Source organism: Undibacterium sp. Ji22W (assembly GCF_049340305.1).
Classification (GTDB): Bacteria; Pseudomonadota; Gammaproteobacteria; order Burkholderiales; family Burkholderiaceae_D; genus Undibacterium.
Genome location: NZ_JBMPOU010000011.1, coordinates 1 through 476 on the forward strand (window position 1 = coordinate 1; position 476 = coordinate 476).

General features: G+C 55.3%; 1 protein-coding gene. It reads left to right on the forward strand.

The window, feature by feature from the left end:
* Positions 1–476: hypothetical protein (locus tag ACO0KW_RS20365; protein ID WP_423055171.1), on the forward strand; the 476-nt coding region annotated here is incomplete at both ends.

Below are 476 nucleotides of genomic sequence, written 5' to 3' on the forward strand. Positions count from 1 at the left end.
AATGTCAGTGGCAGCAGCAGCACGACATTTACAGTCACTGCCACCGATGATTATTTGAAAGAAGGTTCTGAATCCCTGATCGCCACGATTAGTGGTGTCACCGATACGAACAGTAAATATGAAGCAGTAGCGGTCGGCAGCAGCAACACAGCAAGCAGCGCGATCACCGATGAAGCCGTCCCAGCAGCAAGCGACACTGTCTATGCGCACATCAGTGTCGATGCAGCGAGCGTAGCCGAAGGTGGCGTCTTAACGTACACGGTCACCCTCAAAGACAGCAGCGGCAATGCCGTCAGTGTTCCAGTCGGCAGCAGTGTTGCGGTCGCCTTGAACTGGAGCGGCGTCGCGACAGCGGGTGTCGATACCAGCGCATTGCCAGCGAGCGTCAATGTCAGTGGCGGCAGCAGCACGACATTTACAGTCACTGCCACCGATGATTATTTGAAAGAAGGCTCCGAATCCCTGATCGCCACGAT